Here is a 25,734-nt window from a genome sequence, read left to right as displayed (position 1 = left end):
GAGAGCCGTCATGTACCAGTTCAACTACGAACGCCCGAAATCGCTTGCCGACGCTGAAGCCCTGCTCGCGAAGGCCGACGATCCGAAACTGCTGGCGGGCGGACAAACCCTGATCCCGACGCTGAAGCAACGTCTCGCCATGCCGAGCGACGTGATCGACATCGGCGGCCTGAAGGAACTCGATTTCATCCGTGCGGAAGGCGACGCTGTCATGATCGGCGCCGCGACGAAGCACGCGACCGTGGCGAACTCCGCCGATGTGAAGAAACACAACCCGGCCCTCGCCGCCCTCGCCGGCGGCATAGGCGACCCCGCCGTCCGTCATATGGGAACGCTGGGCGGCTCTCTGGCGAACAATGATCCCGCCGCCGACTACCCCGCCGCCTGTCTCGCGCTCGATGCCAAGATCCACACCACCAAGCGCCTCATCGAAGCCGATGAATTCTTCAAAGGCATGTTCGAAACGGCATTGCAGGACGGTGAGATCATCAAGGAAGTCACCTTCCCGCATCCGGAAAAAGCCGCCTACATGAAATTCCGCAATCCCGCCTCCCGCTATGCCATGGTCGGCGTCTTCGTCTCGAAGGGCCCATGGGGCGTCCGCGTCGCCGTCACCGGCGCCGGCCAGAATGGCGTCTTCCGCGTGAAGGAGATGGAGGAGGCGCTGACAAAGAACTGGTCGCCCGATGCGGTCGCGAACATCAAGCTCCCGGCAAAAGGCATGAACGCCGACCTGCATGGCAGCGCCGAATACCGCGCCCATCTCGTGACCGTCATGGCAAAGCGCGCCGTCGCGGCGGCGGGCTGACTTTGCGCTTGCGGGCGCTACCGCATAGATTGAGCTTATGACGATACCTTCCAGCATCGACGAAACCGTCGACCTTCTCGCGCGTGGCAATTACGTCGCCGACCGTTCACTCGCGACCGTAATCTTCCTCGCGCTCAAAATGGGCCGCCCGCTCCTGCTTGAGGGAGAAGCCGGCGTCGGCAAGACGGAGATCGCCAAGGTACTGGCGGATGCGCTCGGCCGCCGCCTCATTCGCCTGCAATGCTATGAGGGCCTCGACACCGGCGCCGCCGTCTATGAATGGAATTATCAGGCCCAGATGATCGAGATCCGCCTCGCGGAAGCCGAAGGCGTCGAGGATCGGACTGAGCTCGGCAAGGACGTCTTCTCCGAACGCTTCCTCATCCGCCGCCCGATCCTGCAGGCGCTCGAACCCGCCATCGAAGGCCCGCCCGTCCTGCTGATCGACGAACTGGACCGCACCGACGAGCCCTTCGAGGCCTATCTCCTCGAAGTCCTCTCCGATTTTCAGGTCAGCGTTCCCGAGATCGGCACCATCAAGGCCGGGCACCCGCCCATCGTCATCGTGACGTCGAACCGCACGCGCGAAATCCACGACGCGCTGAAGCGCCGCTGCCTCTATCACTGGGTCGACTACCCGGACGCGGAGCGCGAATTGGCGATCCTGAAGCTCAAGGCGCCCGCGACGCCGGAAAAACTCTCCCGCGATATTGTCGCCTTCGTGCAGAAGCTGCGGGCCATGGACCTCTACAAGAACCCCGGCATCGCCGAGACGATCGACTGGGCGCAGGCGCTGACCGCGCTCGACGCCGTCGCCCTCGACCGGCAATCCGTCAACGACACGCTCGGCGCGCTCCTGAAATATCAGGACGACATCGCCCGCGTTTCCGGCAGCGAGGCTGCCCGCATCCTGGAAGAAATCAGGATGGCCGCGCGGGCGGCCGACTGATGCCCGCTCGCCCTGCGGAGAATCATGGCCGCCTGGCGGAAAACATCGTCCATTTCGCCCGCGTGCTGCGCCGCGCCGGTCTCCGCGTCGGTCCGCGCCAGGTGCTCGATGCTGTCGAAGCCGTCGAGGCGGCAGGCATCGGCCCCCGCGCCGACTTCTACTGGACCCTCCATGCGACACTCGTGAAGCGCCACGAGGAACGCGAGATTTTCGATCAGGCGTTTCACGTCTTCTGGCGCGACCCGAAGCTCCTCGACAAGATGATGTCGCTGATGCTTCCCGAGATCGAAACGCCGCCAGGTGCAACGGACGAAGAAAAAAGCCGCCGCCTCGCCGAGGCCCTGTTCGGCGAAACCCGTCCGCAGGCGCCGGAAGAGCCGGATATCGAAATCGACCGCAGTGAAACCTTCTCGGCCGAGGAGTTGCTCCGGACAAAGGATTTCGAGCAGATGTCCGCCGCGGAACTGGCGGAAGCCAAAGCCGCGATCTCCCGTCTCCACCTCTCGCATGACGATATCCGCACCCGCCGCACGCGCCCCTCCTCGCGCGGCCAGATGATCGACATGCGAGCGACCTTGCGTGCGACGCTCCGCTCTGGCGGCGTCATTCCTCTGAAACGCCGTACCTTTCGCCGCCGCCGCCCGCCGCTCGTCATCCTCTGCGACATCTCCGGCTCCATGTCGGTCTACGCGCGCGTCTTCCTCCACTTCCTGCATGTGCTGGCGAACGGCCGCGACCGGGTCCACATCTTCCTCTTCGGCACCCGCCTCACCCATGTCACCCGGGAGCTGAAACACCGCGACATAGACGAGGCGCTGGCCCGCGTCGCCGCCCGTGTCGAGGATTGGGATGGCGGCACACGCATAGGCGAGACGCTCCACCGCTTCAATGTCGATTGGGCCCGCCGTGTTCTCGGTCAGGGCGCCACGGTCCTCCTCGTGACTGACGGTCTGGATCGGGATGCCGGCGAAGGCGTCGGCCCGGAAATCGCCCGCCTCCACCGCCAGGCCCGCCGCCTCATCTGGCTGAACCCGCTTCTGCGCTATGAGCGTTTCGAGCCGAAATCCCTCGGCATCCGCGCGCTCCTCCCCCATGTGGACGAGTTCCGCCCGGTCCATAATCTCGCCTCGCTTGCCTCTCTGGTCGAAGCCCTCTCCGATGCCCATATCGGCAGGAAGCCGGAAAGGCCGGGAAGGAAGGAAGCCGCATGACCGAACCCGCCGCAAACCACGATCAGGTGCTGGAGGAGGCCGCCCGCTGGCGCGCGGAGGGCCACAAGGTCGCCCTCGCCACTGTCATTGAAACCTGGGGTTCGGCCCCGCGTCCGGTCGGCAGCCAGCTCGCCATCCGCGACGACAGCGAATTCGTCGGCTCCGTCTCCGGCGGCTGCATCGAAGGCGATGTCGTCACCCGCGCCCTCGACGCGCTCGCCACCGGCAAGCCCGAAATCGTCGAATATGGCGTCAGCGACGCCATGGCCTGGGAAGTCGGCCTCGCCTGCGGCGGCCGCATCCGCGTCATGGTCGAACCGGTATCGGGCTGAAATGGAAAGAGAAGTTCTCGAACAGCTCGTCCGCGACCGCCTCGAAAAGCGCGCCGTAACGCTCGCGACAAGGTTAACGGATGGAATCCAGAAACTTGTTTATCCATCTGATAAATCAGAAGAAACTTGGTTAATTAAAGCTGTTTCTGAAGTGCAGTCGAGCGACAAGGCGGCGGTTGTTGCCGGCCCGGACGGCGACTGGTTCCTCAACCCCTTCAACCCGCCGCTGCGCCTCATCCTCGTCGGCGCCGTCCATATCGCCCAGCCGCTGGCCCGCATGGGCGCGCTCGCCGGCTACGACGTGACGGTGGTCGATCCCCGCACCTCCTTCGCTTCCGAAGCCCGCTTCCCGGACATGGCGCTGGTCACCGACTGGCCCGACGAAGCTATGGCCGCCCTCGCGCCGGATGCGCGCACCGCCATCGTCACCCTCACCCATGATCCGAAGCTCGACGATCCCGCGCTGGTCGCCGCTCTCCGCAGCCCCGCCTTCTATATCGGCGCGCTGGGCTCGAAGAAGACCCATGCCGCCCGCGTCGCCCGCCTCACGGAAGCAGGCTTCACGGAAGAGGAAATCGCCCGCATCCACGGCCCCGTCGGCCTCGCCATCGGCGCGAAAAGCCCCGCCGAAATCGCCATCTCCATCATGGCCCAGATAACGGAGACGCTCCGCAAATGATCTTCGGCCACATGCCGCCCGACGATGCCGAGGGCGCGATCCTCGCCCATTCGCAAAAAGCCGGAACCGGAACCTTCAAGAAAGGCCGCATCCTCAGCCGCGCGGACATTGCCGCCCTGAAGGAGGCTGGCGTCACGAGCGTCGTCGCCGCCCGCCTCGAAGTCACGGACGTCCCCGAGGACGAAGCCGCCGCCGCGCTGGCGGATGCGCTCGCCGGCAAGTCCATCCGCGTCGCCGCGCCCTTCACCGGCCGCGCCAATCTCTACGCCACGGGAAACGGCGTCCTCGAAATCGACGCCGCCCGCATCCACGCCATCAACGCCATCGGCGAGGCGCTCACCGTCGCCACCCTCGCCCCCTTCGAGACCGTGGCGGACCGGCAGATGCTCGCCACCGTGAAGGTGATCCCCTTCGCCGTTCCCCGCGCCGAACTCGACAAGGCGCTCGATATCGCCCGCTCCGGCCCCGCTCCCATTGCGCTCAGCCGCTTCGAGCCGCACCGCATCGGCCTCGTCGCCACCCAACTCCCCGGAACGAAGGAAAGCGTTCTCACGAAAAGCCGCGCCGTCCTCGACGCCCGCCTCGCCACCATGGGAAGCACAATCGCCCGCGAAATCCGCGCGCCCCACGACACCGGCGCCATTGCGGATGCCGTGCGCGCGCTTGCGGCGGACGGCCTCTCCCCCATCCTCGTCTTCGGCGCCTCCGCCACGGTCGACCGGCGCGATGTCGTACCCGCGGGCATCGTCATGGCAGGCGGCGACATCCTCCATTTCGGCATGCCGGTCGACCCCGGCAATCTCATGCTCCTCGCCCGCCTCGGCGAGACGCCCGTCATCGGCCTCCCCGGCTGCGCCCGCTCGCCAAAGCTCAACGGCTGCGACTGGGTGCTTGCCCGCCTCATCGCGGGACTGGAAGTCACGCCGAAAGACATCATGGGAATGGGCCTGGGCGGCCTCCTGAAGGAAATCCCCTCGCGGCCCCAGCCCCGCGAGGGCCGCGCCCCCGCCGCCGGGTCGCAGCCCCGTATCGCCGCCATCATCCTCGCGGCCGGTCGCTCGACGCGCATGGCCGGACCGCAGAACAAGCTGCTGATGCCGCTCGGCGGCAGGCCCATGATCGCCCATATCGTGGAAGCCGCCCTTGCCAGTGCCGCCCGCCCGGTCATCGTCGTCACCGGCAATGCAGACAATGAAGTCCGCGCCGCCCTCGCCGGCCAGGACGTCACCTTCGTTCACAACCCGGACTATGCGGACGGCCTCTCGACCTCGCTCCGCACCGGCCTCGCCGCACTGCCCGACGACGCGGATGGCGCCCTCGTCTGCCTCGGCGACATGCCGGACATCAAGGCGTCCCACCTCGACCGCCTCATCGCCGCCTTCGACCCGGAAGAAAACCGCACCATCTGCGTGCCCACCGTCGCCAGCAAACGCGGCAACCCCGTCCTCTGGGGCCGCGAATGGTTCGAGGCCATGATGGAAACCAAGGGCGACACCGGCGCCAAACACCTCATCGGCGAAAACCCCGACGCCCTCTGCGAAGTCCCCATGCCGGATGACGCGCCGCTTACCGACATCGACACGCAAGCCGAGATGGAATCCCGGCGCAGCGATTAGTCTCAAACCTTGAAGATCGCCCCGCTCCTCGGCTGAAGCGCCAGCGCCGCAGCATCCCGTGTCACGCCCCCAACCTCGAACACCGCCGCGCCCGCACTCTCCGGCAAATCGAAGCTCGCCGCCTCCTTGCCGAGATTGAACACGCAGAGCAGCCGCTCGCCTTCTCCCTCGCGTGTGAAGGCGAGCACCTTCCCCTCAGCGTCGAGACACGACATCGCGCCCGTCTTCAGCGCCGGATGCGCCTTCCTCAGCGCGATAACCTTCTTCGCATGCGCCAGTACGGAGCCTTCATCCGCCTGCTGAACATCCACCGCCCGCATTCGGTGATAATCCGGTATCGGCAGCCAGGGCGTACCGATGGTGAAGCCTGCCTCCGCCCCGCCGCTCTCCCACGGCATCGGCGTCCGGCAGCCGTCACGCCCCTTCACCCACGGGAAATAGAGATCGCCCACCGGGTCCTTGATGTATTTCCGCTCAAGGTCCACCTCCGGCAGTCCCAGCTCCTCGCCCTGGAACATCAGCACCGTGCCGCGCAACGCCACGAGCAGCGTCAGCGCCAGCTTCGCAAGCCCGTCATCGCCTTGTCCGCCGCCCCACCGCGTCACCGGCCGCACGATGTCGTGGTTCGAAAACGTCACGCAGGGAAAAAGATCGCTGAGCGGCGCCAGCAGCTTCTCGTAATAGGCGCGGAACACCGGCGGCTCGAAACTCCAGTCCTCCAGAAAATCGAACGTATACCCCGTATGCAACCGTTCGACACCGCCCGCATAACGCCCGAACATCTCGGGCCGCTCGGAAAACTCGCCAAAGGCCAGCCGCTCCTCATACTCGTCCATCACCTTCCGCACGCGCTTCATCGCCCATTCGTTCTCGGGCATGTTCGCGTCATGGATATGCTGCTGCAGCCGCGGTGCATGCGCCCAGTCCATGAATGTGCGCTTGTCCATCGGCAGCGGCGGATTGTCGGTCAGCGCCGCATCGTGCAGATAGGCATTCGCCACATCGAGCCGGAACCCGTCCACGCCCCGGTCGAGCCAGAAGCGCAGCACATCCATGCAAGCATCCACCACCTGCTCATTGTGGAAGTTGAGTTTTGGCTGGCTCTTCAGAAACTTGTGATGGTAGTACTTCCGCCTGACCGGATTCCACGACCAGGCCGGACCGCCGAATGCCGACAGCCAGTTGTTCGGCACCGTCCCGTCTTCCTTCGCATCCGCCCAGACATACCAGTCCGATTTCGGGTTGTCGGCGGAGAGCTGGCTCTCCTGAAACCACTGATGCTGCTCGGATGTATGCGCAAGCACCTGGTCGAGAATGAGCTTCATGCCCCGCCCATGCACCGCCTCGACCAGCCGGTCGAAATCCGCCATCGAGCCCATCTCGGGCGCAATCGCGCAATAGTCGGAAACGTCGTAGCCGAAATCGCGATTGGGCGAGGGATAGATCGGCGACAGCCAGATCGCGTCCGCCCCCAGCCCCGCCACATGGTCGAGCTTTTCCTCGATGCCTTTCAGGTCGCCGATGCCGTCGCCATTTGTATCGTGAAAACTGCGCGGATAGATCTGATAGACCACCGCGCCCTTCCACCATTCGCTCTTCTCTCCCGCCACGTCCGCTTCCTCTTGTTCTTGACCTTGCCGTCCCGCCGACACAGTCTCACGGCGGCAACAGGGCTGACAATCGGGTTTTCACTTCATCGGGGGCATTCATGGCGCGCAGCATTCTCATCACCGACATAGCGCATTTCGTCGGCGGCCCGTCCGCCCGCGCCCTCCTCGCCGAAGGCGCCCGCATCTATGGCGTCGATGCAAGCTTCGCGGATGCCGCCGCCCGCGCCGCCTTCGAGACGAAGATACCCGGCGTGAAAGCACTCTCCGCGCAAGACCCGCGGGAAGCCGTCGCCGCGGTGCTGGAAGCCGAGGGCCGCCTCGACGTCCTCATCAACAATGATGCCTGGCCCGCTATGCGCGGTCCCGTGGACGAAGCAACCGACAAGGACCTCCACGAAACCTTCGAGGCGCTGGTCTTCAAATCCTTCGCCATGACGCGCGCCGCCGTACCGCAGATGAAAAAGCAGCGCGCGGGAAAAATTCTCTTCCTCTCCTCCGCCGCACCGCTGAACGGCATCCCCAACTACAGCATCTATGCCGCCGCGCGCGGCGCCGCCAATTCGCTCGCGCTGACGCTGGCAAAGGAACTCGCCCCCTCCAACATCCAGGTGAACGCCCTCGCCTTCAACTTCATCGAAAGCCCGGACTACTTCCCCGCATCGCTCCTTGAAAATCCGAAATCGCGCGACAAGATATTGTCGAACATTCCGCTCGGCCGCCTCGGCAAGCCGGAAGAAGCCGCCGCCATCGTCGCCTTCCTCGCCGGCCCGACATCGGATTTCATCACCGGCCAGTTGATCCCGGTCGCCGGCGGTTGGGCCACCGCGCGCTAGTTCAACCCCGTCAATTCAACATCGCAATCGGCGCCAGCGTCGGCCCGATTTCGTCATGGATCACGAGATCGGCAATCTGGTCGAGTTCAGTCGGCTCGCGGTTGAGGATCGCCAGCATCGCGCCGTTCCGTTTCGCGAGAACCGGAAATCCCGCCGCCGGATAGACCTGCAGCGAAGAGCCGATGGCGATGAAGAGATCGCAGCCGAGCGTCGCCTCATGCGCCCTGTTCATTTGCTCTTCCGGCATCGCCTGCCCGAAGGAGATCGTCGCCGATTTCACGATGCCCCCGCAGCTCCGGCAATCCGGCGCCGCGCCCGATGCGTCATAAATCTCGCGCACCCATGAAAGCTCGTGCCGCTCGCCGCAGTCGAGGCACTTCGCATAAGTGCCGTTGCCATGCAGCTCGATCACCTTCTCCGCCGGTATGCCGGAGTTCTGATGCAGATTGTCGATGTTCTGCGTGATGACATGGCTCGCCTTGCCCTCGTCGATCAGCTTCGCGATCGCCATGTGCCCCTTGTTCGGCTCGGCGCTCACGATCGTCTTGTCGATCTCGAATTTCCGCCGCCATGCTTCCGCGCGAATTTCCGGCGAGCGTAGAAAATCCTGAAAGTCGATGGGCGCCATCTTCGTCCACAAGCCGCCCGGACTGCGAAAATCGGGAATGCCCGATTCCGTGCTGATCCCCGCCCCGGTGAATATCACCACGCGATAAGCGTCCTCTATGGCCCGTTTCAGCTCTTTCGACATGCGCAACCTTTGACCTTGCCCCCGTGATGTTGAATCATGCGGCAATTCCGGCATCGATCAAGGACCCAGGATGAAATATCTCCACACCATGGTGCGCGTCAGCGATCTCGACAAGTCGCTCGATTTTTATTGCGACAAGCTCGGTCTCGAAAATCTCGGCCGCTTCGACATCGAAGCGGGCCGCTTCAGCCTCGTTTTCCTCGCCGCCCCCGGCCAGAAGGAAGCGCAGGTCGAACTCACCTGGAACTGGGATCCGGAGACGCTTGGCGAAGGCCGCAATTTCGGCCACCTCGCCTATGAGGTCGACGACATCTACGAAACCTGCGACCGCCTGCTGAAGAAGGGCGTCACCATCAACCGGCCCCCGCGCGATGGCCGCATGGCCTTCGTCCGCTCGCCGGACAATATCTCGATTGAGCTGCTGCAGGCCGGCACGCCCCTGCCGCCGAAGGAGCCCTGGGCTTCGATGGAAAACATCGGCAACTGGTAGCCGCCTCGTATGAGTTGAGTTACGGACTTTTCCTCTTCACGGGACGAAATGCTTATCCGCATAGCGGGTTATTAACCCGTTATGCCTTATTCCTCTTGCGCCAATGCCGGAACTACATGAAGCGGCAGTAAAGCGTAAGTATAATTGGAATATGTCAGGATATTCTGTGCCAATACATCTCGCCGGCTGGGCAGACACTCCCGCTCATGAAAGCGCCAGCCTGTTTCAGGATGTGCTCGACAGCAATCCGGATCCCGTCCTTGTGGTCGGTTCAGGTCTCGAATTGCTTCATGCGAACCAGGCAGCCGGCCGGCTCTTCGGTGCCTGGCCGCGCGCCGCGAAACCGGTCAACCTTGCCGAATTCTGCGGCCCGGACCGGACCTATTTCTGCGAACTCGTGGCATTGACGATCCACGGCAACGGTGCGCTCGAAGGCAGGGATATTTCGATTGGCGAGGATGTATTTCATCTCTCTGTGCATCGCGGCACCGGCGCCTGGATCGTCTCGCTCCGCGCCGTCACAAGGGAACTAAGCCGCGAATACCGCCTGAAGCAGCTTGAGCGGCATTCCGGTGTTCTCATCCGCGCCATGAATGGCATAGAAGGCAGCGTCATCATCGTCGACCACGCCGGCACAATCCGTTTCATGAATGCTTTCACGCGCCGCCATATCGGCGACCTGCTGCAAGGCGTGGACATTTCCGAATGGCCCTCGGTCGCCGGCTTCTTTTGCGAAGACGGCGTCACCCCGCTGTCGGGCTCCCGTCGCATCTTCCCGCGCGCACTGCAGGGGCAAACGGTCATAGACGAGCCCATGGTCATCCGTAATCAGCTCACCGGCCGCTCCATCCGCCTCCGCGCCTCGGCCACGCCCGTCTTGTCGCCCAAAGGCAAGGTCATCGCGGCAATCGGCTGGTTTCACGAAGTACCGGACAACCCCGCCTGACCGCCGCCATGACGGCACGGGGGATCAATCGCTTTGACGGAAAAGTGGTACGCCCTGGGGCGGGCCTAAAATCTGGATCCGAAAATCGCCCTGCCGGGTTCGCCCGGTGGGGCTTTTTTACCGCGCTCGGGAACCGGAATGCGCCACCTCGCGAGAACCATGCTCGAATGAGCCGCACCCGTCGACGGCGCCAAACCGCGTCGGCTATTTCAAGCTGCGGAAATAGGCGGCGTCATACCCATTCAACTCGCAGATGTCCTTCACTGTGCCCATCGTCTCTGCGCTTTCCATCATCAGCACTTCGGCGCGGGCCACTCGGCCGGCCTTGTCTTCCACGGCGACGATGAAAGGCTGATACACCCCTTCCTCACCCAGAAAAGTGTTCGACTTGACTTCCGCGCAATATTTGTCGCCTGGCCCCAACGGCCCCCAGCGAAACATTGCCGACTCCGGATCGAGCAGATACTGCTTTACCGCTTCAGCAATCACCGTCCTCTCCCCATTGGACAAATCGCGAGCCTCGGCGCGCGCTGCACAGAGCGAGCCGGATGCCATGATTGCAGCCGCCAATATTACTTCGAATTTCATGGTCCCCTCGTCTCATTTTGCTGCGGAAACTACTGCGGCTTTCCCGCTTGCTCAAGATGCCGAGTAGGGGACGGCATGAGCGCATGTAACGAGATCGCCAAAGAGCTCATGCAGAAAGAAATGATGAGGATGCCGTCGTGACACTCGAAAAATCGGGAAAGGGATTTCGCGGAAGGAGCGCGTGAACGCCGGATTGTCAAACCTCGCGCCCGGCGAGTGTCAAACCTGACGGAAAACTGTGGTACGCCCTAGGGGAGTCGAACCCCTCTTTCCAGAATGAAAATCTGGCGTCCTAACCGATAGACGAAGGGCGCACGGGAGACCGGCGCGGCCGGTCCGAAGACCAAGCATGAGCGCGCCTTATAAGGTGCCAAAACGTCTCTGGCAACCCCTGACTTGCGAGGGAAAGGCGCTAAATCCGGCGGGTTTCCCCTTTGCCTCAGGGCGCGGCATCGCGCGTCGGAACCGCGTCCTCGATGGTGAGCTGAACGGCGCGCCGTCCCTGCCAGTCATCGGCGCTGAGCCGCCCCGCCACATGCAGAAGCCCGCTCCCCTTGTCCATCAGAACGGCGCCCAGCGGCGTCGTCGCGGCCCGGAAGGCGATGGCCTTTATCCGCCCCCCGTCCTCGCCGCTGAGGATAACCCGCACATGGTCTTTCCCCACAATATCCGCCTTCACGACGCGCACCGACGGCACGGCGAATCGCGGTTCCGCATTCCCCGCGCCATAGGGCCCCGCCTGCTGCAGCAGCTCGTATAGTTCGCGCGTCGCGCCCCGCGCCGAAAGCGCCCCGTCGAGTTTCAGCGCCCGCGCTTCCGATGCCGCCGAAACATCGTCCGCCAGCCGCTTCGCCAGAAACGCCTCCAGCGCCTCCAGGTTGTCTTCCCTGAGCGTCAGCCCCGCCGCCATGGCGTGGCCGCCGCCATTGACGAGCAGCCCCGCCTCCAGCGCCGCCGTCACCGCCCGGCCGAGATCGACGCCCGTCAGCGAGCGTCCCGAGCCCTTTCCCTCGCCCTTCCCGTCAAAGGCAAGCACAAGGCTTGGCCGCTCGTATTTGTCCTTCAGCCGGCTGGCGACAATGCCGATGACGCCCGGATGCCAGCCATGCCCGCTGGCGATGATAATCGGCGGCAGCGTATTTGCCCGCGCCGCGCTCAGCCGCTCGTCTACCTGTGTCAGCGCCTCTTCCAGCACCTGCGCCTCGATAGCCTGCCGCTCCCCGTTCATGACGTTGAGTTCCTCGGCAATCGCGCGCGCTTCCTCCACATCCTCGGTCGTGAGCAGCCGCGCGCCGAGATCGGCCTTCCCCACGCGTCCGCCCGCATTGACGCGCGGCCCCAGCAGAAAGCCGCAATGATAGGGCACCGGCGCACCGTTCAGCCGCGCCACATCGCCAAGCGCCGCAAGGCCGATATTCTGCCGCCGCGCCATCACGCGCAGCCCTTGCGCCACGAAAGCGCGGTTGAGCCCGAGAAGCGGCACCACGTCGCATATCGTGCCAAGCGCAACAAGGTCGAGCCATTGCATCAGGTCGGGCTCCGGCCGCGTCGCATACCAGCCCGCCTCGCGCAACGCCCGGTTGGTGGCGACGACGAACAGGAACGCAACGCCCACTGCGGCAAGCTGGCCAAGCCCGCTCTCGTCGTCCAGCCGGTTCGGGTTCACCAGCGCATAGGCCGGCGGCAGCGCCGGTTCCGCCTGGTGGTGATCGACCACGATGGAGGGAAGCCCCGCATCCGCGGCAAGTCCAAGCGCCTTGTGCGCCATCGTCCCGCAATCGACCGTGATGACGAGGTCGATGCCCTCATCCTTCAGCCGCAGCAGCGCCGGCGCATTCGGGCCATAGCCCTCGCGGATACGGTCCGGAATATAGATCCTGAGTTCGCTCCCAGCCGCGCGGAAAAACCGTTGCAGCAGCGCGCTCGATGTTGCTCCGTCTACGTCATAATCGCCGAACACGGCAATCTTCTCGCCCGCCATGATGGCCTGCGCCACACGTGTCGCCGCCTTTTCCATGTCAGTGACGACGCGCGGGTCCGGCATCAGCGTCTTCAGCGACGGCGCCAGATAGGCGGCGCAGTCTTCCGGCGCCACGCCGCGCCCCGCCAGCACCCGCGCCACGATTTCCGGCAGCCCCTCGCGCTGTGCAATGGCCAGCGCCAGCCTGTCGTCGGCAAGGCGGCTCAGCCATGCGCGCCCCGTCGCCGACCGTTCGACGCCCAGAAATGCTCTTGTCGGTGCCGCCAGCAATTCGCCTCCTGAAAAAGACCTCGCGGCCTATTCGAACTTGTCGATGGACGAGTGGAAGGATTCCACCCGCCGCACAGTGCCCGTCGCCGAGCGCATCACGATCGTATGCGTCGTCACGCCGCCGCGCACCTGATGAACCCCGTTGAGCAGCCAGCCATCGGTTACGCCCGTCGCGGCGAAAATAACATCGCCCGACGCCATCTCGGTATGATCGAACTTCTTGTTGAAGTCCTTCACGCCCATTTTCTCGGCCCGCACCTTCTGCTCTTCGACGCTCGTCACCAGCCGGCCCTGCATCTGCCCGCCGATGCAGCGAAGCGCCGCCGCCGCGAGCACGCCTTCCGGCGCCCCGCCGATCCCCATATAGATGTCGATGCCCGTTCTCGGGTCGGTCGTCGCGATCACGCCCGCGATGTCGCCATCCGAGATGAGTGTGACCGATGCACCCGTCTCCCGCACCGCGCGGATGAGGTCGGCATGGCGCGGCCGGTCGAGAATGCAGGCCGTGATTTCGGCAATCTCCACCTTCTTCGCCTTCGCCAGCGCCTTCAGGTTTTCCTCCGGGCTCGAATCGAGATCGATCAGCCCTTCGGGAAGGCCGCCGCCAATGGCGATCTTGTTCATGTATGTGTCGGGCGCATTCAGCAGCGTGCCGCCCTGCGCCGCCGCAAGAACCGCCATCGCGTTCGGCATCGCCTTCGCCGTCAGCGTTGCGCCTTCAAGCGGGTCGAGGGCAATGTCGACTTTCGGCCCCTTGCCGGTGCCCACACTCTCGCCGATGAACAGCATCGGCGCCTGGTCGCGCTCGCCCTCGCCGATCACCACCGTGCCGTCGATATCGAGCACATTGAGTTCCCGGCGCATGGCGTCCACGGCCGCCTGGTCGGCAGACATCTCGTCGCCACGCCCGATCCAGTGGGACGAACAGACCGCCGCCCGTTCGGTCACCCGCCCCATTTCGAGCGCCAGCATCCGGTTGAGGCCTGCAGTCTTCGGCGCCATCGGTTTCCCCCTCGCCTCCGCCCGTCTCAGCGAAGCTCGCCGTCCTCGATCCTCACGACCTGCGGCGTGCCCGCCACGTCTTCATGTTCCGCTAGTAATGCCCGCACGCGGGCCATCGTGCCTTCATCCGTCTCATGCGTGATGAAAACCACCGGCAGCCTGCCGTCGCCGCTTGCCTTCTTCCCCGCCTCGCCGCGCTGCACGATCCGCTCGATCGAGACGGAGGCCTGCGCCAGCGCCTGCGTGATCGCGGCCATGCTGCCCGCGCGGTCCACGGCAAGAAACCGCAGATAGAACGAACTTTTATGCGTATCCATCGCGGGCTTCGCCGGCGCCTTCAGCTTCTTTGCCGGCAGAATGAACGGCGGCAGGATGAGCCCGCGCGCAATATCCGCGAGATCGGACAGCACGGCCGAAGCCGTCGGCCCCTCGCCGGCGCCGCGCCCTTCAAGCACGAGATGCCCCACCCTGTCGCCATCGACCGCTACCGCGTTGTAAACGCCGGACACCGCCGCCAGCGGCGTTCCCTCGGGCACCAGCGCCGGATGCACGCGCTGCACGACGCCGCCATCCACCTTCTCGGCAATCGCCAGCAGCTTCACCTTGAAGCCGAACTCGCGCGCAAAGGCGATGTCGGTCGCGCTGATCTTCTCGATGCCCTCGATATGCACATTGGCGAAGTCGACTTCCGTGCCGAAGGCAAGGCTCGCCAGGATCGCCAGCTTGTGCGCCGCGTCGATCCCGCCCACGTCGAATGTCGGGTCGGCCTCCGCATAGCCGAGATCCTGCGCATCCTTCAGCACATCCGCGAAGTCGCGCCCCGTCGTCTCCATCTCGGTCAGGATGTAGTTGCAGGTGCCGTTCAGAATGCCGTGAATGCTGCGGATCTCGTTGCCCGCCAGGCTCTCGCGCATCGTCTTGACGATCGGTATGCCGCCGGCCACCGCCGCTTCATAATTGAGCGCAACGCCCTTCTCTTCCGCGAGCCGCGCCAGCGCCGTGCCGTGATGCGCGATCAGCGCCTTGTTCGCGGTGACGACATGCTTGCCAGCCTTGAGCGCCGCTTCCACGAGTTCGCGCGCAACGCCTTCCGAGCCGCCGATCAGTTCCGCCACGAGGTCGATATCGTCCGCCCGCGCGAGCGCCATCGGATCGCTCTCCCAGCGCACGCCGGAAAGGTCGATGCCGCGATCCTTGTTGGAGTTGCGCGCCGACACCGCGACAAGCTCGATCGGCCGCCCGCACGCCGCCGCGAGATAGTCGCCGCGCGCGGCCAATATCTTGACGACGCCCGCCCCGACAGTGCCGAGGCCGGCAATGCCTATCCTGAGAGCCTTGGTCACGTCCGCCCCGCCCCGCTTGTCTGCTTCTGGGCATTGGGGTGCGGCACGACGCTCGACTTGATGCCCACGCGCTCTTCATATTCCGCGAGGATCTGGTCGGCATGTTGCATCATGCGCTTCACATTGCGCGCCGCCTGGCGGATGCGCTGCTCGTTCTCCACCAGCCCGATGCGCACATGCCCATCGCCATATTCGCCGAAGCCGATGCCCGGCGCGACCGCCACATCCGCCTGTTCGAGCAGCAGCGTCGCAAAGCCGAGCGATCCGATATGCCGGAACTTCTCCGGGATCGGCGACCACGCGAACATGCTCGCCGGCGGGCTCGGAATGTCCCATCCCGCCCGGCTCATGCTGTCCACCAGCACATCGCGGCGATGCTTGTAGGTCGCGCGGATTTCCGCCACGCAATCCTGCGGCCCGTTAAGCGCCGCCGTCGCCGCCACCTGGATCGGCGTGAACGCGCCATAATCGAGATAGGATTTCACCCGGCCAAGCGCATTGATGAGCCGCTCATTGCCCACCGCAAAGCCCATCCGCCATCCCGGCATCGCATAGGTCTTGGAGAGCGAGGTGAACTCGACGGTCCGCTCCCGCGCTCCCGGCACCTGCAGGATGGACGGCGGCGGATTGCCGTCGAAATAGATTTCCGAATAGGCGAGGTCCGAAATCACGTAAATGTCGTGCTTCGCCGCAAACGCGATCACCTCGCGGTAGAAGTCGAGATCGGCCACCTGCGCCGTCGGATTCGACGGATAGGAGACGACAAGCGCCACCGGCTTCGGCACGCTGTGGCGCACGCCCCGCTCCAGCATCTCGAAAAATCCGCTCTCGCTCTCGAACGGCACCGAGCGGATCACCGCGCCGGAAATGATGAAGCCGAACGCATGGATCGGATAGCTCGGGTTCGGACAGAGGATGACGTCGCCCGGCGCCGTGATCGCCTGCGCAAGGTTCGCCAGCCCCTCCTTGGAGCCGAGCGTCGCGATCACTTCCGTTTCCGGGTTGAGCTTCACGCCGAAGCGCCGCTCGTAATAGGCCGCCTGCGCGCGCCGGAGCCCGGGAATGCCGCGCGAGGCGGAATAGCGATGCGTCTTCGGGTCGCGCACCGCCTCGATCATCTTCTCGACGATATGCGGCGGCGTCGGCATGTCGGGATTGCCCATGCCGAAATCGATGATGTCGCGGCCTTGCGCTCGCGCCTTCGCCTTCAGCTTGTTGACGCTCTCGAAGACATAAGGGGGCAGACGCTTTATGCGGTGAAACTCTTCGCTCATGGACGTTTCCTGAAGACGCGGGATCGTGGGTCCCCGGAAATACTGGAAAAGCGCGCGAGCGGGGACGGGCTCAGGGCGTCTTATAAACCCATTATGGCCTCTCCCGCCACGGCGGATTTGGGGCGGGAAAGCCCTCTCAGGGCTGTCCGGCGGAGGGCTTCACGTCGACGCGCTTGGTCGGCGCCGGCGTCACCTCGGGGCCGGTGTCGACCGCCGGTTCGGCTGCGGCCGCGCCATCCTCGGTCATCACTTCCGCCTCGGCCGTCTCCATGGCCGCCGTCTGCGTCTTCAGCACCGCGGAGTAATCGCGGTGGCCGCCGCGCTCCGGCAGCGGCAGCACGGGCGCATCGCGGTAGAGCGATTGCTTGTCTTGCGTCCCCGCCGGCACATCGTCCAGCGCGGGCACGGGCGTCGGCCGGTTCACCACCGGCGCGGGCGCCGGCGCCTCGGTGCCGCCGCGCAGCACCTGGTCGCTGTGCTGCGCCCGTTCGCGGTCGGCGACAAGCCCTTCGGCAAGCCCCTTGCGCTCCTCGAGCGGCAGTGCCGCCGGCCGCTCCGTCGGCACATCGCGCAGATCGGGAAAGGCCGCCCCTTCGGGTGCCGGCGCCGGTGTGCCGCCATAGACCGCTTCGGGTTTCGCATCGTCGGAAATCGCCGAGCAGCCGCTCGCCAGCGTCGCCACCATCAGCGCCGCGCCGCAAGCTTTCAACATCGTCTTCACCCTGAGGCCCGACGCCACATCCGACATTCCATCACTCCTGAATTTTTTGCGCCTTGAGCGCCGCTTTCCCGCCCCATATGTCCGTCATCGGGCGGACATGCGGCAGCGTATAGTATACGGTTTCAAGGCGAAACCGTTTGTCGCCGGGAAGCACCGCGAAGAGCCTGCCCGCGCCAGGAAGCCGTTTGATGGAAGCCGTTCGATGAGCCTGAAAGATACGTCCCCCGCAGCGCCCGCCGCCGCTCGAAAAGGCGCCTCCACCAAGCCCCGCCCCCCGAAAAAGCCCCGTGCGCCGCGCCGGAAAGCCGCCCCCCTCTCCGAAGCCCTGCCCGGGCCGGAGGCCGAGGCGCCCGCCCCCACGGAAGGCATCTCCGCCAAATTCGCGCCGGACCCGAAAGCCGCCGCCGCCCGGGATTATGTAATGCCGGACCTCGGCGCCCTCGCGGTCAATCTTCTCAAGGCCGCCGGCATGGGCCAGAAGGCCGCCCGCCAGTTGATGCAGAGCGACGATTCGTCGGATGCCAGCCACACCCTCCACGATCTGGAGCGCGTCGGCCGCGCCCTCATGGAAGTCGCCGGCAGCTATATCCGCAATCCCGCCCGGATTTTCGAGGCGCAGGCCGCCCTCTGGGAAGGCTATATGAGCCTTGCCGGCTCCATGACGCGCCGCTTCCTGCTGGGCGAGGAAGTGCCCCCCGTCGCGCAGCCGGGCCGCAGCGACAAGCGTTTCCGCGATCCCGACTGGCAGGAAAACATCGTCTTCGACCTGATGAAGCAGTCCTACCTGCTCACCAGCAAATGGCTCACCGACCGCGTGAAGCAGGCCGAGGGCGTCGATCCGCATACGCGCGAAAAGGCCGACTTCTATGTCCGCCAGATGACGAACGCCATGTCGCCCTCGAACTTCCTCTTCACCAACCCGGAAATCCTCCGCGCGACGCTCGCCTCCAACGGCGAGAACCTCGTCGCCGGCATGGAGCATCTGCTGGAGGATATCGAGCGCGGCCACGGCCACATCCAGATCCAGCAGACCGATATGTCCGCCTTCCGCCTCGGCGAGAATATCGCGACCACGCCGGGCAAGGTCATCTACCAGAACGGCCTGATGCAATTGATCCAGTACGAGCCGACGACGGAGAAGGTCCACAAGCGCCCGCTCGTCATCTTCCCGCCCTGGATCAACAAATATTACATCCTCGATCTCACGCCCGAGAAGTCGCTCATCAAATGGTGTCTCGACAAGGGCTACACCGTCTTCGTCGCAAGCTGGGTGAACCCGGATGCGCGCCTCGCGCTGAAAACCTTCGAGGATTACATGATCGAAGGCGTCTACGCCGCGCTCAATGCCGTCGAGCAGGCAACCGGCGAAACCGAGGTAAACGCGGTCGGCTACTGCATCGGCGGCACGCTGCTCGCCTGCTCCCTCGCCCATATGGCGGCGCGCAAGGACACCCGCATCAAATCGGCGACCTTCCTCGTCACGCAAGTGGATTTCACGGAAGCCGGCGAGCTGAAAGTCTTCATCGACGAGGAACAGATTTCCGACATCGAAAAGCAGATGCACCAGAAGGGCGGCTACCTGAAGGGGTCCACCATGGCCTCCACCTTCAACATGCTCCGCTCCAACGACCTCATCTGGAACTACGTCGTCAACAACTACCTGCTCGGCCGCGAGCCCATGCCCTTCGACATCCTCTACTGGAACGCGGACGCAACGCGCCTGCCCTCCGCCATGCATGTCGGCTATCTGCGCGAATGCTACCTCGAAAACAAACTCGCCGAAGGCCGCATGATCCTCGGCGGCGAGGAACTGCATCTCGACAAGGTGAAAGTCCCCGTCTACCTGCAGTCGAGCCGCGAGGATCACATCTCGCCCTATAACTCCGTATACAAAGCAACGAAACTCTTCGGCGGCCCGGTGCGCTTCATCTGCGCCGGCTCCGGCCACATCGCCGGCGTCATAAACCCGCCCGCCGCCGGCAAATACAACCACTGGCTGAATGACGACCTCCCCCCCACCCCCGACGAATGGTTCGCCGGCGCCACCGACCACAAGGGCTCCTGGTGGCCCGACTGGGAAACCTGGCTCGCCGAAAAGTCAGGCCCCATGGTCGCCGCGCGCAAACCCGGCAGCGGCAAACTCAAGGTGCTGGAGGACGCGCCGGGGTCATATGTGCTGGTGAAGTCGGAAGACTGAACACTCACCTCCCCCTTGTGGGGAGGTCGAGAAATTCGCGCGCGCGGATTTCTCGGGTGGGGGTAACTGCCTCACTCAGGCCGCTCTCGGCTCGATGCTCTTCAACTCTCGTTCAATCTCCCGTCGCCGCTCCATTAATTCGTAGTCGGACTGCAAGCCGAGAAAGAATCCCTCCGACATGCCGAAATAGCGCGCGAGGCGAAGGTCGGTATCCGCCGTCATCGCCCGCTTGCCGAGCACGATCTCGTTGATCCGGCGCGGCGATACATGAACCGCCCGCGCAAGCGCATTCTGGCTGAGTTCCATCGGCTTCAGGAATTCCTCAAGCAGGATTTCACCCGGATGTGGATTGGGCAGAAGCCTATTTGTGGTAGTCGACGATTTCGACATCGTTCGGTCCTCCTTCCTGCCATACAAAGCAGATACGCCACTGGTCGTTGATCCGTATGCTGTACTGCCCGGCGCGGCGCCCCTTCAGTGGCTCCAACCTGTTGCCCGGTGGCACGCGCAAATCGTTGAGCGCGCGAGCCTGATTGACGAGACGCAGCTTGCGCAGCGCAACCGCCTGTATATCGGACGGTAGCTTCCGGCTTTGCCGACCGTTCCAGATCAATTCGGTTTCGGAATCGGCAAAACTCTGAATCATAAGAGACTATAACGCACCTCGTTATATAACGCAATACGTTATGATCAACTCAAGCGCAAACGCATAACGGCTTGCACGAATGGATGACTTCCCATTACCCGACCGCCTCCCCACGCAAACCCCTTCGCCCAAATACCCCCTCGGCAGACTCAGGCGCACAGGCTAGCCTCCCTCCCGCCGCCATCCTGCGGCCGCTGCCGGAAGCCCCGCCTTGACCCTCACCGTCACTCTCGCCGTCCTCGCCTCCGCCCTGCTGCATGCAAGCTGGAACGCGCTCGTCAAAACCGGCGCCGACCGTCTCATGATGATGGGCTGGATCGCGGCGGCAACGGGCCTCGTCGCGCTGCCCTTCCTGCCCTTCATTCCGCTCCCCGGCTGGGACGTCGCGAAGATCCTCGCCCTCTCCTTCGTGCTTCACGTCGGCTACAAGCTCTTCCTCGTGAAGGGCTACGAGCACGGCGATTTCGGTCAGGTCTACCCGCTGTCGCGCGGGCTCGCCCCCGCCATCGTTACGGTGGTCGGCGCCGTCTGGCTCGGCGAAATCCTCCCCACCGCCGCCTTTGTCGGCGTCGCCCTGATCGCGCTCGGCATCGTCAGCCTCGCCTTCCGCCGCACCAATGGCGCCGGCCTCCCCAACGATCCGCGCGCGCTTGGCTACGCCTTCGGCACCTCGCTCTTCATCGCCGCCTATACGCTGAATGACGGCCTCGGCGGCCGCATCGCCGAAAGCCCGCACATCTACGTCATCTGGCTCTTCGCCGGCGACGGGCTGATCTTCTTCCTGTTCGTGCTCTGGCGGCGCGGCCGCGCCTTCCTCAGGCCCCAGCGCGCCATGGCCTATGGCTTCGCGGGCGGCGTCATGTCCGTCATCGCCTATTGGCTTGTTATCTGGGCCATGACGCTCGCACCCCTCGGCCCCGTCGCGGCCTTGCGCGAAACCAGCGTCGTCTTCGCCGCCCTCATTTCCGGCCTCCTCCTGAAAGAAGGCCTCGGCTGGCGCGCCGTCGCCGCCGCCTGCGTCGTCGCAGCGGGCGTCATATTGCTGAAGGTCTAGTTACGTCCTTACACAGAACGAATGCCGCAAATCAAAAAACAAGTGTCATCCCGGCGGAAGCCGGAATCCATGGGCGGAGCGTCAAACACAGGCATGCGCCGGGAGGCACATGGACCCCGGCTTCCGCCGGGGTGACACCGATGGTTTGAACGGGATGCCCCCCCTAAAGGTCCACCGCCAGCCCTTCATCCGCACCGATCATGATGTTGAGGCACTGCACCGCCTGCCCCGACGCGCCCTTGCCGAGATTGTCGAGCAGCGCCGTCAGCATGACCTGCCCCGTCGTCTCGTTGCCGAACGCGAAGAGCTTCAGCTCGTTGGTGCCGTTGAGGCCCTCGGGCTCCAGCTTCGTCATCGCCGCGCTCTCGCCAAGCGGCACGACGGAGACGAACCGCGCCCCCTCGTAAGCCGCCGCCAGCACCTCGTGCACCCGCGCCACCGAAGGCTTTCCCGGCAGCGCCCAGAGCTGCAGCGGCACCTCCACGATCATGCCCTGCGCATAACGCCCGACCGCCGGCGCGAAGAGCGGCGGGTGGTCGAGCCCCATATTCACCTGCATCTCCGGCACATGCTTGTGCGCGAGGCCGAGCGCATAGGCGCGGAACGCCTCGAACGTATAGTTCGGCGCGTCCTCGTCCTCGAACTCCGCGATCATCTGCTTGCCGCCGCCCGAATAGCCGGACACCGCGTTGACGGTGAGCGGCCAGCCCTTCGGCACCAGCCCCGCATCGACCAGCGGCTTCACCAGCGCAATCGCGCCCGTCGGATAGCAGCCGGGATTCGTCACCCGCGCCGCACCGGAAATCGCACGGCCCTGCTCCGGCGACATTTCCGGAAACCCGTAAACCCAGCCCGGCGCAACGCGATGCGCCGTCGAGGCGTCGATGACGCGCGTCGTCTTGTTGTCGATAAGCGACACCGCTTCCTTCGCCGCATCGTCCGGCAGGCACAGGATCACGACATCCGCCGCGTTCAGCGCCTCGCGCCGCGCGCCCGCATCCTTCCGCTTCTCCTCGCCCAGCGAGATGAAATCGAGGTCCTTGCGCTGATCGAGCCGCGCCCGGATCTGCAACCCCGTCGTACCCACTTCGCCGTCGATGAATAGTTTCGTGGTCATCGTCCTGCTCTTTCTTTCCCACCTCCCCCTTGCGGGGAGGTCGAGAAATTCGCGGCACGCGGATTTCTCGGGTGGGGGGAAGCCAAAAACAAAAAAGGCGCCTCGTGCGAAACGAAGCGCCTTCTTCGAGAACCCGTGAAAGGGATCAGCGCTTCGAGAACTGGAAGCTGCGGCGGGCCTTCGCCTTGCCGTACTTCTTGCGTTCGACCACACGGCTGTCGCGCGTGAGGAAGCCTTCCTTCTTGAGCACGCCGCGCAGCGACGGCTCGAAATAGGTCAGCGCGCGCGAAATGCCATGGCGGATGGCACCCGCCTGGCCGGAGAGACCGCCGCCCACCACCGTCGCGGTGATGTCGTACTGCTTCTCGCGGGCCGCAACGACGAGCGGCTGGTTGAGGATCATGCGCAGAACGGGACGCGCGAAATAGACTTCGAGGTCGCGGCCGTTGATCTTGACGCGGCCGGAGCCCGGCTTGATCCAGACGCGGGCGACCGCATTCTTGCGCTTGCCGGTCGCATAGGCGCGGCCGAACTTGTCGAGCTTCTGCACAGCCGGCACGGCGTTCGCGTCGGCCGACGCGCTCGTGCCTTCCATCGCACCCTTCAGGTCTTCGAGTGAGGTTGTTTCGGACATGACTATGCGATCCTGACGTTCTTGCGGTTCAAGGCGGCGAAGTCGATCTTCTTCGGCTGCTGCGCCTCATGCGGATGCTCGGCGCCGCCATAGATGTGCAGATTGCCCATCTGCTTGCGGCCAAGCGGTCCGCGCGGGATCATGCGCTTCACGGCGAGTTCGAGCACGCGCTCGGGGAAACGGCCTTCGAGAATGCGCTTCGGGCTCGTTTCCTTGATGCCGCCCGGGTGGCCCGTGTGGCGGTAGTAGCGCTTGTCATCGTACTTCGCGCCCGTGAACTGCACCTTGGCGGCGTTCACGATGATGACGTTGTCGCCGCAATCGAGATGGGGCGTATAGGTCGTCTTGTGCTTGCCGCGCAGGATATTGGCGACATAGGACGCGAGACGGCCGACCACGATGCCTTCGGCATCGATCACGATCCACTTCTTCTCGATTTCGGCGGCTTTCGCGGAATAGGTCTTCATGCGAAAAATCCTGGCGAAACTGCAAATAGAGAGGGGCCACGCTCGGGCCCCCGGTTCGGCGCTGCTTTTAGGCGAGCCTTGGGCCCCTGTCAACGTCATTGAGCGCCCCTCCCCGCGAAAAAGCCCTGCAATACCGGCCTTTTATCAATGGGGTAACAGGATACCCCACGATGGGCCTTCTCTCTTCCCACCCTCCCCCTGCGGGAGGGTCAAACGGCTGCAAGCCGTTTGGGGAGGGGTAAGCGTGAAACCTCGGCGCATAAGCGATGCCATGCGCCAGAAGCTAAGCCCGCTCTCACTTCGGCGGAATGGAATAAGTCGAAACGGCATGGGCGACCGGCGCGTCCTCCGCCCCATCCTGCCACATCGCAATCTCGCCGACGGCGAGTGCCCGCCCGAGCTTCAGAAGCCGCGCCTCGCCAATGATGTCGGCGGGTCCGGGCTTCCTGAGGAAGTTGATGGACAGGTTGGTCGTGACCGCCAGCCCCACCGGCCCGATATGCGCCAGCACCGCCGCATACATTGCATAATCCGCCAGCGCCATCATGGCGGGCCCCGAAATCGTGCCGCCCGGCCGTAGGTTCCGCTCCGAAAAGCCGAGCCGCAGTACCGCCGTCCCCGGCCCCACCGCCTCGATCCGCGTCGTGTCCGCCCCCATCCGCATCTGCGGAAACTCGCGCTCCATGAACGCCTCAAGCTCGCCCACGCTCATCACCGGCACCAGATCGGCCATGCCCGCCCCTCGCTTCCATCCATTGTCCTTGCGCCGCTTTTACCCCATGCCGCCGCCTCCCCCCAACACCTGACTCTCCCGCCCCGCCCCGCTATGCTGCCCAAAAGCAAAACCGGGAGACGCCCCATGAGCCAGCCCGCCGAAAGCCCCGCCGCCGCCGATCCGCTGCTCATCCGCGAGGATGCGAACGGCGTCGCCCGTCTCACGATGAACCGCCCGGCGCAGCGCAACGCGCTTTCCATCGGCCTCATGACCGCCCTGCAGCAGGAGCTGGCGCGCCTCGCCGCCGATCCGAATATCCGCGCCATCGTGCTCGCGGGCGCCGGTCCCGCCTTCTGCGCCGGCCACGACCTGAAGGAACTCACCCTCGCCCGCAACCAGTCGGATCGCGGCCGCGATTTCTTCGCCCGCACCATGAAGCAATGCAGCGCGCTGATGCAGGCGATCGTCGCCTGCCCGAAACCCGTCATCGCCCGCGTCCATGGCATCGCGACGGCGGCCGGCTGCCAGCTCGTCGCCAGCTGCGATCTCGCCGTCGCCGCCAACACCGCGAAATTCGCGACGCCCGGCGTCAATATCGGCCTCTTCTGCTCGACGCCCATGGTCGCCCTCTCGCGCAATGTCGCGCGCAAGCACGCCATGGAAATGCTGCTCACCGGCGAAATGATCTCCGCCGATCGCGCCTGCGAGATGGGCCTCGTCAATCGCGCCGTCACCCCGTCGGAACTCGATGCCGCCGTCGCGCATTTTGCCGATACCATCGCGGCGAAATCCGCCCTCACCGTCTCCATTGGCAAGAAGGCCTTCTACGACCAGCTCGAAAAGCCGCTCGCCGAAGCCTATGACTATGCCAGCGAAGTGATGGTGACCAACATGCTCGCCCGCGACGCCGAGGAAGGCATCGGCGCCTTCATCGAGAAACGCGATCCGAAATGGGAGGACAGATGATGCCAGAGGTAGAACCCGGCGACATCGAACACATCCTGAAGAACACGAAGGTAATCGCCCTTGTCGGCGCGAGCGCAAATCCCGCCCGCGACAGTCACGGCGTCATGCGTTTCCTGCAAGGTAGGGGCTACCGCGTCATCCCCGTCAATCCGGGCCTCGCCGGCAAGGAGCTGAACGGTGAGAAAGTCTATGCGTCACTTCGCGACATTCCCGAAAAGATCGACATGGTCGACGTTTTCCGCAATTCCGAAGCAGCCGGCCCCGTCGCCGACGAGGCCGTGGAGACCGGCGCGAAATATGTCTGGATGCAACTCGGCGTCATCAACGACGAAGCCGCCGCCCGCGCCCGCGCCGCCGGCCTGAAAGTCGTCATGAACCGCTGCCCGAAAATCGAAATGCCGAGATTGGGGATGTAAGACGTTTCTTTTCGCCGCCGCCGCCATCTAAATTTCAGTGTCATCCCGGCGAAAGCCGGGAACCATGAGCGGCGAGGCATCCAACGATCAACAGGCTGAAATCCTGAACCGCCGACAG

27 protein-coding genes and 1 tRNA gene are annotated in these 25,734 nt (G+C 64.6%); 13 read left to right on the top strand and 15 right to left on the bottom strand.

Features of this window, described 5'->3' with window-relative positions; all coding sequences use genetic code 11:
• The first annotated feature begins 10 nt into the window (after positions 1-10).
• From PLAV_RS15030 to PLAV_RS15005, 6 genes are read left to right on the top strand one after another with little or no spacing between them, the layout of a single operon-like run.
• The gene (locus PLAV_RS15030; RefSeq protein WP_012111885.1) at positions 11-808 is read left to right on the top strand and encodes an FAD binding domain-containing protein; all 798 of its coding nucleotides are present in this window, start codon (positions 11-13) and stop codon (positions 806-808) included.
• A gap of 37 nt (positions 809-845) precedes the next feature.
• Positions 846-1,757, top strand: a complete 912-nt coding sequence (locus PLAV_RS15025; RefSeq protein ID WP_012111884.1) for an AAA family ATPase — start codon at positions 846-848, stop codon at positions 1,755-1,757.
• Entirely contained in the window at positions 1,757-2,968 is a 1,212-nt protein-coding gene (locus PLAV_RS15020; RefSeq protein WP_012111883.1) for a vWA domain-containing protein, read from the top strand. Before PLAV_RS15025 ends, PLAV_RS15020 begins: the two co-directional genes overlap by 1 nt.
• Complete coding sequence (locus tag PLAV_RS15015) at positions 2,965-3,300, top strand: XdhC family protein (RefSeq protein WP_012111881.1); 336 nt, start codon at positions 2,965-2,967, stop codon at positions 3,298-3,300. Before PLAV_RS15020 ends, PLAV_RS15015 begins: the two co-directional genes overlap by 4 nt.
• Before the next feature lies 1 nt (position 3,301).
• Positions 3,302-3,979, top strand: a complete 678-nt coding sequence (locus tag PLAV_RS15010; RefSeq protein WP_012111880.1) for an XdhC family protein — start codon at positions 3,302-3,304, stop codon at positions 3,977-3,979.
• The gene (locus PLAV_RS15005) at positions 3,976-5,595 is read left to right on the top strand and encodes an NTP transferase domain-containing protein (RefSeq protein ID WP_012111879.1); all 1,620 of its coding nucleotides are present in this window, start codon (positions 3,976-3,978) and stop codon (positions 5,593-5,595) included. The genes PLAV_RS15010 and PLAV_RS15005 overlap by 4 nt, the downstream gene beginning before the upstream one ends.
• Before the next feature lie 2 nt (positions 5,596-5,597).
• On the opposite strand, the gene PLAV_RS15000 is transcribed toward PLAV_RS15005, so the two are convergent.
• Positions 5,598-7,205: an alpha-glucosidase family protein gene (locus PLAV_RS15000; protein WP_041536050.1), complete on the bottom strand. Its 1,608-nt coding sequence runs from the start codon at positions 7,203-7,205 to the stop codon at positions 5,598-5,600.
• 98 nt (positions 7,206-7,303) lie between these two features.
• Here PLAV_RS15000 and PLAV_RS14995 point away from each other — a divergent pair, with 98 nt between their 5' ends.
• The gene (locus PLAV_RS14995) at positions 7,304-8,038 is read left to right on the top strand and encodes an SDR family oxidoreductase (protein ID WP_012111877.1); all 735 of its coding nucleotides are present in this window, start codon (positions 7,304-7,306) and stop codon (positions 8,036-8,038) included.
• A 10-nt stretch (positions 8,039-8,048) separates the two neighbouring features.
• Here PLAV_RS14995 and PLAV_RS14990 read toward each other — a convergent pair whose 3' ends face one another.
• Positions 8,049-8,789 carry an SIR2 family NAD-dependent protein deacylase gene (locus tag PLAV_RS14990; RefSeq protein WP_041536049.1) on the bottom strand — a complete coding sequence of 247 codons (741 nt, stop codon included), beginning with the start codon at positions 8,787-8,789 and terminating at the stop codon, positions 8,049-8,051.
• Between the two features lie 70 nt (positions 8,790-8,859).
• Between PLAV_RS14990 and PLAV_RS14985 the strand changes: the two genes are divergently transcribed.
• Both PLAV_RS14985 and PLAV_RS14980 read left to right on the top strand, forming a co-directional pair.
• Positions 8,860-9,279, top strand: a complete 420-nt coding sequence (locus PLAV_RS14985; protein WP_012111875.1) for a VOC family protein — start codon at positions 8,860-8,862, stop codon at positions 9,277-9,279.
• Between the two features lie 166 nt (positions 9,280-9,445).
• Entirely contained in the window at positions 9,446-10,225 is a 780-nt protein-coding gene (locus PLAV_RS14980; RefSeq protein ID WP_012111873.1) for a PAS domain-containing protein, read from the top strand.
• 204 nt (positions 10,226-10,429) lie between these two features.
• Here the strand turns inward: PLAV_RS14980 and PLAV_RS14975 are convergent, their stop codons facing one another.
• The 7 genes from PLAV_RS14975 to PLAV_RS14945 all read right to left on the bottom strand — a co-directional run bounded on the left by PLAV_RS14975 (position 10,430) and on the right by PLAV_RS14945 (position 17,431).
• On the bottom strand, positions 10,430-10,813 hold the full coding sequence (locus PLAV_RS14975) for a hypothetical protein (protein WP_012111872.1): 384 nt from the start codon (positions 10,811-10,813) through the stop codon (positions 10,430-10,432).
• Positions 10,814-11,052: 239 nt separating this feature from the next.
• Positions 11,053-11,127, bottom strand: a tRNA-Glu gene (locus tag PLAV_RS14970).
• A 125-nt stretch (positions 11,128-11,252) separates the two neighbouring features.
• Positions 11,253-13,064, bottom strand: a complete 1,812-nt coding sequence (gene recJ / locus PLAV_RS14965; RefSeq protein ID WP_012111871.1) for a single-stranded-DNA-specific exonuclease RecJ — start codon at positions 13,062-13,064, stop codon at positions 11,253-11,255.
• A 27-nt stretch (positions 13,065-13,091) separates the two neighbouring features.
• Positions 13,092-14,066, bottom strand: coding sequence for a class II fructose-bisphosphatase (gene glpX / locus PLAV_RS14960; protein WP_012111870.1), 975 nt, complete (start codon positions 14,064-14,066; stop codon positions 13,092-13,094).
• 26 nt (positions 14,067-14,092) lie between these two features.
• Positions 14,093-15,409 (bottom strand): homoserine dehydrogenase, encoded by a 1,317-nt coding sequence (locus tag PLAV_RS14955; protein ID WP_012111869.1) that lies wholly within the window; start codon positions 15,407-15,409, stop codon positions 14,093-14,095.
• Positions 15,406-16,683 (bottom strand): LL-diaminopimelate aminotransferase, encoded by a 1,278-nt coding sequence (locus PLAV_RS14950; RefSeq protein ID WP_012111868.1) that lies wholly within the window; start codon positions 16,681-16,683, stop codon positions 15,406-15,408. The genes PLAV_RS14955 and PLAV_RS14950 overlap by 4 nt, the downstream gene beginning before the upstream one ends.
• Positions 16,684-16,819: 136 nt before the next feature.
• Positions 16,820-17,431 (bottom strand): hypothetical protein, encoded by a 612-nt coding sequence (locus tag PLAV_RS14945; RefSeq protein ID WP_012111867.1) that lies wholly within the window; start codon positions 17,429-17,431, stop codon positions 16,820-16,822.
• Positions 17,432-17,606: 175 nt separating this feature from the next.
• Here PLAV_RS14945 and phaC point away from each other — a divergent pair, with 175 nt between their 5' ends.
• Entirely contained in the window at positions 17,607-19,601 is a 1,995-nt protein-coding gene (phaC, locus tag PLAV_RS14940; protein ID WP_012111866.1) for a class I poly(R)-hydroxyalkanoic acid synthase, read from the top strand.
• Positions 19,602-19,676: 75 nt separating this feature from the next.
• Here phaC and PLAV_RS14935 read toward each other — a convergent pair whose 3' ends face one another.
• Together PLAV_RS14935 and PLAV_RS14930 are read right to left on the bottom strand one after the other, a co-directional pair.
• Positions 19,677-19,991, bottom strand: coding sequence for a HigA family addiction module antitoxin (locus PLAV_RS14935; RefSeq protein ID WP_012111865.1), 315 nt, complete (start codon positions 19,989-19,991; stop codon positions 19,677-19,679).
• The gene (locus tag PLAV_RS14930) at positions 19,963-20,247 is read right to left on the bottom strand and encodes a type II toxin-antitoxin system RelE/ParE family toxin (protein WP_012111864.1); all 285 of its coding nucleotides are present in this window, start codon (positions 20,245-20,247) and stop codon (positions 19,963-19,965) included. Before PLAV_RS14930 ends, PLAV_RS14935 begins: the two co-directional genes overlap by 29 nt.
• 211 nt (positions 20,248-20,458) lie before the next feature.
• On the opposite strand from PLAV_RS14930, the gene PLAV_RS14925 reads away from it, so the two are divergent.
• Positions 20,459-21,301, top strand: coding sequence for an EamA family transporter (locus PLAV_RS14925; RefSeq protein ID WP_012111863.1), 843 nt, complete (start codon positions 20,459-20,461; stop codon positions 21,299-21,301).
• A gap of 163 nt (positions 21,302-21,464) precedes the next feature.
• On the opposite strand, the gene argC is transcribed toward PLAV_RS14925, so the two are convergent.
• The 4 genes from argC to PLAV_RS14905 form a co-directional block, all read right to left on the bottom strand.
• Positions 21,465-22,418 carry an N-acetyl-gamma-glutamyl-phosphate reductase gene (gene argC, locus PLAV_RS14920; protein WP_012111862.1) on the bottom strand — a complete coding sequence of 318 codons (954 nt, stop codon included), beginning with the start codon at positions 22,416-22,418 and terminating at the stop codon, positions 21,465-21,467.
• A gap of 145 nt (positions 22,419-22,563) precedes the next feature.
• The gene (gene rpsI, locus PLAV_RS14915; protein ID WP_245545282.1) at positions 22,564-23,013 is read right to left on the bottom strand and encodes a 30S ribosomal protein S9; all 450 of its coding nucleotides are present in this window, start codon (positions 23,011-23,013) and stop codon (positions 22,564-22,566) included.
• 41 nt (positions 23,014-23,054) lie between these two features.
• Positions 23,055-23,519: a 50S ribosomal protein L13 gene (rplM, locus tag PLAV_RS14910; protein WP_041536047.1), complete on the bottom strand. Its 465-nt coding sequence runs from the start codon at positions 23,517-23,519 to the stop codon at positions 23,055-23,057.
• 295 nt (positions 23,520-23,814) lie between these two features.
• Entirely contained in the window at positions 23,815-24,252 is a 438-nt protein-coding gene (locus tag PLAV_RS14905) for a PaaI family thioesterase (protein WP_012111859.1), read from the bottom strand.
• A gap of 126 nt (positions 24,253-24,378) precedes the next feature.
• On the opposite strand from PLAV_RS14905, the gene PLAV_RS14900 reads away from it, so the two are divergent.
• The gene (locus PLAV_RS14900) at positions 24,379-25,200 is read left to right on the top strand and encodes an enoyl-CoA hydratase (protein WP_012111858.1); all 822 of its coding nucleotides are present in this window, start codon (positions 24,379-24,381) and stop codon (positions 25,198-25,200) included.
• Positions 25,197-25,616, top strand: a complete 420-nt coding sequence (locus PLAV_RS14895; RefSeq protein WP_012111857.1) for a CoA-binding protein — start codon at positions 25,197-25,199, stop codon at positions 25,614-25,616. Before PLAV_RS14900 ends, PLAV_RS14895 begins: the two co-directional genes overlap by 4 nt.
• The last annotated feature ends 118 nt before the right edge of the window (positions 25,617-25,734 follow it).

Origin of the sequence: Parvibaculum lavamentivorans DS-1, from assembly GCF_000017565.1 — a bacterium.
Taxonomy (GTDB): domain Bacteria; phylum Pseudomonadota; class Alphaproteobacteria; order Parvibaculales; family Parvibaculaceae; genus Parvibaculum; species Parvibaculum lavamentivorans.
Note: the sequence above shows the minus strand (reverse complement) of the source record. Positions and strands in the feature narration are given on the sequence as shown.

Coding starts and splice junctions, on each gene's coding strand:
- PLAV_RS14905 (WP_012111859.1), bottom strand. CDS start 24,252: ATGGCCGATCTGGTGCCGGTGATGAGCGTGGGCGAGCTTGAGGCGTTC.
- PLAV_RS14975 (WP_012111872.1), bottom strand. CDS start 10,813: ATGAAATTCGAAGTAATATTGGCGGCTGCAATCATGGCATCCGGCTCG.
- glpX (WP_012111870.1), bottom strand. CDS start 14,066: ATGGCGCCGAAGACTGCAGGCCTCAACCGGATGCTGGCGCTCGAAATG.
- PLAV_RS14995 (WP_012111877.1), top strand. CDS start 7,304: ATGGCGCGCAGCATTCTCATCACCGACATAGCGCATTTCGTCGGCGGC.
- phaC (WP_012111866.1), top strand. CDS start 17,607: ATGAGCCTGAAAGATACGTCCCCCGCAGCGCCCGCCGCCGCTCGAAAA.
- PLAV_RS14945 (WP_012111867.1), bottom strand. CDS start 17,431: ATGTCGGATGTGGCGTCGGGCCTCAGGGTGAAGACGATGTTGAAAGCT.
- PLAV_RS14900 (WP_012111858.1), top strand. CDS start 24,379: ATGAGCCAGCCCGCCGAAAGCCCCGCCGCCGCCGATCCGCTGCTCATC.
- rpsI (WP_245545282.1), bottom strand. CDS start 23,013: ATGGAAGGCACGAGCGCGTCGGCCGACGCGAACGCCGTGCCGGCTGTG.
- PLAV_RS15025 (WP_012111884.1), top strand. CDS start 846: ATGACGATACCTTCCAGCATCGACGAAACCGTCGACCTTCTCGCGCGT.
- PLAV_RS15010 (WP_012111880.1), top strand. CDS start 3,302: ATGGAAAGAGAAGTTCTCGAACAGCTCGTCCGCGACCGCCTCGAAAAG.
- PLAV_RS14930 (WP_012111864.1), bottom strand. CDS start 20,247: ATGATTCAGAGTTTTGCCGATTCCGAAACCGAATTGATCTGGAACGGT.
- PLAV_RS15030 (WP_012111885.1), top strand. CDS start 11: ATGTACCAGTTCAACTACGAACGCCCGAAATCGCTTGCCGACGCTGAA.
- PLAV_RS14990 (WP_041536049.1), bottom strand. CDS start 8,789: ATGTCGAAAGAGCTGAAACGGGCCATAGAGGACGCTTATCGCGTGGTG.
- PLAV_RS14895 (WP_012111857.1), top strand. CDS start 25,197: ATGATGCCAGAGGTAGAACCCGGCGACATCGAACACATCCTGAAGAAC.
- PLAV_RS14935 (WP_012111865.1), bottom strand. CDS start 19,991: ATGTCGAAATCGTCGACTACCACAAATAGGCTTCTGCCCAATCCACAT.
- PLAV_RS15005 (WP_012111879.1), top strand. CDS start 3,976: ATGATCTTCGGCCACATGCCGCCCGACGATGCCGAGGGCGCGATCCTC.
- PLAV_RS15020 (WP_012111883.1), top strand. CDS start 1,757: ATGCCCGCTCGCCCTGCGGAGAATCATGGCCGCCTGGCGGAAAACATC.
- PLAV_RS15015 (WP_012111881.1), top strand. CDS start 2,965: ATGACCGAACCCGCCGCAAACCACGATCAGGTGCTGGAGGAGGCCGCC.
- PLAV_RS14985 (WP_012111875.1), top strand. CDS start 8,860: ATGAAATATCTCCACACCATGGTGCGCGTCAGCGATCTCGACAAGTCG.
- argC (WP_012111862.1), bottom strand. CDS start 22,418: ATGACCACGAAACTATTCATCGACGGCGAAGTGGGTACGACGGGGTTG.
- rplM (WP_041536047.1), bottom strand. CDS start 23,519: ATGAAGACCTATTCCGCGAAAGCCGCCGAAATCGAGAAGAAGTGGATC.
- PLAV_RS14950 (WP_012111868.1), bottom strand. CDS start 16,683: ATGAGCGAAGAGTTTCACCGCATAAAGCGTCTGCCCCCTTATGTCTTC.